This window comes from Ideonella azotifigens (assembly GCF_006519715.1).
GTDB lineage: Bacteria > Pseudomonadota > Gammaproteobacteria > Burkholderiales > Burkholderiaceae_C > Ideonella > Ideonella azotifigens.
Genome location: NZ_VIDT01000573.1, coordinates 1 through 3542, shown reverse-complemented (window position 1 = coordinate 3542; position 3542 = coordinate 1). Strand labels below are relative to the sequence as shown.

At 67.8% G+C, this 3542-nt stretch carries 4 protein-coding genes; 1 reads left to right on the top strand and 3 read right to left on the bottom strand.

The genetic code is table 11. From position 1 onward, the window contains the following. Window positions 1-193 precede the first annotated feature (193 nt). From FKP22_RS24275 to FKP22_RS24265, 3 genes are all read right to left on the bottom strand, one after another. A complete protein-coding gene (locus FKP22_RS24275; protein ID WP_141290236.1) occupies window positions 194-1189 on the bottom strand; it encodes an AraC family transcriptional regulator in 996 nt (331 codons plus the stop codon). After that, entirely contained in the window at window positions 1186-2010 is an 825-nt protein-coding gene (locus FKP22_RS24270; RefSeq protein ID WP_141290235.1) for an SDR family NAD(P)-dependent oxidoreductase, read from the bottom strand. The genes FKP22_RS24275 and FKP22_RS24270 overlap by 4 nt, the downstream gene beginning before the upstream one ends. Window positions 2011-2133: 123 nt before the next feature. After that, window positions 2134-2598 (bottom strand): TIGR02594 family protein, encoded by a 465-nt coding sequence (locus FKP22_RS24265; protein WP_141290234.1) that lies wholly within the window; start codon window positions 2596-2598, stop codon window positions 2134-2136. Between the two features lie 198 nt (window positions 2599-2796). Between FKP22_RS24265 and FKP22_RS24260 the strand changes: the two genes are divergently transcribed. Then, window positions 2797-3375 carry a GNAT family N-acetyltransferase gene (locus FKP22_RS24260; protein WP_231011059.1) on the top strand — a complete coding sequence of 193 codons (579 nt, stop codon included), beginning with the start codon at window positions 2797-2799 and terminating at the stop codon, window positions 3373-3375. Window positions 3376-3542: the final 167 nt, after the last annotated feature.

Here is a 3542-nt window from a genome sequence, read left to right as displayed (position 1 = left end):
GCCGCTGCTCGGCGACGTGGCCGCGCCGGAAGGCCTGTTGCAGCCCGCGCCGCCGCGCTTCGGGCACCTGGAACTTCAGTTCGATCTCATGCATGCGGGCTGGCCGGCAAGTGGGGTGCCGGCCAGCGGCCAAGTATGGCCGCGTTTGCCAGGCGTCGTTTGCGCCATCGCATGCAGGCGCCGCGCGGGCAGCTCAATGGACCTGCGTTCTGAAAGCACTCGGCGACACGCCCTTCCAGCCCTGGTACGCCCGGATGAAGGAGTTGGGTTCCTGGAAACCCAGCAGGAAGGAGATCTCCCCCAGCGAGAGTTTCGATTGCTTCAGGTAGTGGTCGGCCAGTTCGGTGCGGGTGGCCGCCAGGATGTCCTGGAAGCCCTCGGCTTCGGCGGTCAACTTGCGCTGCAAGGTCCGCTTGCTCACCGCCAGCCGGTCGGCCACCGCCTCGATGCTGGCCTCGCCACTGGGCAGCGCCTCCAGCAGCACGGCGCGAACCCGCTGCGCGGTGCTGGCGCTGGCGTCCAGGTCGGCGAGCTTCTGGTTCAGCCTGCCTTCGAAGAAGTCCCACATCGCGGCGTTGAAGGTCAGGAAGGGCTTGGCCGCGTCGGTCGCCGAGAAGTGGATTTCGGTTTGATCGGCCCGGCGCAAGGCGCAACCAAAGTAGGCGGCATAAGGCGCGACATCCCGGGGCAGTTCGGCCAGCTGGACGACCCGCGGCACGATGCGCTCGCGCGTGCCGAAGCGGATCAGCTGGCAGAAGAACACCAGCTCGGTCAGGCTGAGCGAGCGCGGCATTTGGCCTTCGGCGCCATAGCAGGCCAGGCTCAGGCGCGTGAGGTCCCTGCCCTGGTCCACGTCCAGCAGCAGCGGGCCGATCAAGGGCTTGTAGCTGCTCAGGCGCCTGGCGGCCACGTTGAAGTTCGGGCTGCAGAGGCTGGCAAAGATCGGCGCGTCAAAGGCTTCGGCCTTGAAATGCTCGGCCAGCAGCAAGCCCACCTCGCGGTTGCCCGCAGCCCGCTCGATGCCGTGCCAGAAGCGAAAGTACTCGGCCGGAGACAAGGCAGCGTCGCCGCGATGGAGCAGGTCGGCCGGCAGCCCCGCGTGGGCCAGCACGGCGGCAGGATCGATCCGCATGTCGCTCAGCATCAGCTTCCAGCTGCTGGCGACGACGAACCGGCTGGCGCGTTTCATCGCGTGCCGCCTGAGTGCAACCCGGCGGGCATGTCATTTCCCTTCTCCATTGCCTGGCGGGACATCTTGAGCACCACCTTGCGCGGCAGCAGCGGCACGATCCAGTTCAGCATGAACCGCAGCCGGCCCTCGTTGAACGCGACCAGCTCGCCGCGTTGCATCGCGTCGTAGCCGCATTGCGCCACCGATTGCGCCGACTTCGCCTGCTTCCACAGGTCAACGCCCTGCAGGTTGCCGGCTGCCACGAACCCGGTGGCCACGGCGCCGGGGCACAGCGCGGTGGCCGTCACGCCATGGGCGGCCACCTCTTCGGCGATCGCCTGCGTGAACGAGGTCACGTAGGCCTTGGTAGCGTAGTACACCGCCTGCAGCGGGCCGGGCATGAATGAGGCGGTGGACGACACGTTGAGGATGCGGCCGCGCTGGCGCTGGACCATGCCCTTGAGGAATGCGTGTGTCAGCTCGGTCAGCGCGGCCATGTTGACCTGCATCATCGCTTGCGCGTCGGCCAGGCGCTGTTCGTGGAACAGGCCGTGGCCGCCAAAGCCGGCGTTGTTGACCAGCACATCGATCACCAGGCCCTGGGCCTGCGTCTGCTCGAAGATGCGTTGCGCCGCACCTGGCTTGGCGAGGTCTTCGGCGATCACGGTCGCCGAGATGCCGTGCGCGGCCTCCAACGCCAGTTTCAGCGCGTCGAGCTTGTCGCGGGACCTTGCGACCAGCACCAGGTCGCCGCCTTGCCGTGCATGGATCTTCGCGAGTTCCAGCCCGATGCCGCTGGATGCGCCGGTGATCAGCGCGGTGTTGGATGGCTTGTTCATGATGTCCTCAAGGAGTGGGTTTCGATGAGGTGATCGTAGGAATTCGGATCGCGCCACGCACTGGCAAACGACGACAGCCTGCCATCCGATCGTGCCATCACGCATCGCGTCCACGCTTGGCATTCAGGCGTCCGGCAGCGGGCAGCCTTCTGGCCAACGATAGGCCAGCACCGTGTCGACGGGGTAGCTGTGCGCTCGTACGGCGCCGAGCTGGTTGCCACCCAGCAGCCACACCTCGCGGTCGTCGTGCGCCAGGTAGAAGCCCACGTGGCCCTTCCAGCTGGCCGGGTCTTCGCGCCACAGCACCGCGATGCAGCCAGGCACCGGCTGCGCGAGCGCCACGCCCCAGTCCAGCCACGAGCGCGCCAGCGCCGAGCCGGTGCCGCGCAAGCCGGCTTGCGCCAGTGTCCAGTGCAGGAAGGAGCTGCACCACGAGACCTTGTCGTCGTAGCCTTCGATGTTGGTGCCGGCGTGGTACGCGGTGATGCGCGGGTTGGACTGGCCCGCTGGCGCGGCGCACACGCCCAGTTCGGCGCGGGCGGCCGTCAGCCAGGCGGGTTCTGGCGAGGAGGGAGCAATGAGCGGCATCGGTTCGGGCTTGCCCAACGCCAGTCGATCACTGGCGCCGCAGCGGGACCTGCAGGTGGATGGGCCGATTCTCTTCCTTGGCGAAGCCGCGGCCGTCGGTGTGGCGTGCGCCCCCGAACAGCAGGTCGCCGTCGCTTGTGGAGAATGCAGAAGCGGGCGAAGCCGCCGCTTCGCCGTTTCTTGCACCCAGGTCGCACCGTGAACCTTCCGAACTCGCCATTCCTTCTCCGGCCATTTGTGGCCGCCGACGCGCCCACGTTCACCGCTGCCGTCCGCGAATCCACCGCCACCGTTGGCCGGTGGATGCCTTGGGCGCATGCGGGCTATGCGGACGCCGACGCGCTGGCCTGGTTTGCGCACTGCGAGCAGGTGCGGGCAGACGGCTCGGGCCACGAGTTCGGCATCTTCGACGCTGCATCCGGCACGTTGGTCGGCGGCTGCGGGTTGAACCAGTTCAACACCGTCAACGGCTTCTACAACCTGGGCTACTGGGTGCGCGAGTCGTGGCAGCGTCGCGGCGCCGCTTCCGCCGCCGTCCAGGCCCTGTCGCGCTTCGCATTTGACGAGCTGCGCCTGGGCCGCGTGGAGATCGTTGTTGCCGAGGACAACGCGCCCAGCCTGGCGGTGGCGGAACGCGCCGGCGCGCTGCGGGAATGCCTGGCGCGCAACCGGCTCAAGCTGAACGGGCGGTTTGCGAACGCGTTTGTGTTGTCGCTGGTGCCGGGCGCTCCCAACACAATCGGCGGCCCCTTGTCGCCGAACACAGCATTGACATGAACCCAGTCCTGCTCCAGGCCGAACAGCTCGGTTTTTCCATTGCCGGCCAGCCGCTGTTGAAGTCGCTGGACTTCGCCATGCGACCCGGCCTGAGCCTGGTGCGCGGCGGCGATGGGCGTGGCAAGACGACGCTGCTGCGCCTGCTGGCCGGTGAGCTTCAGCCTGGC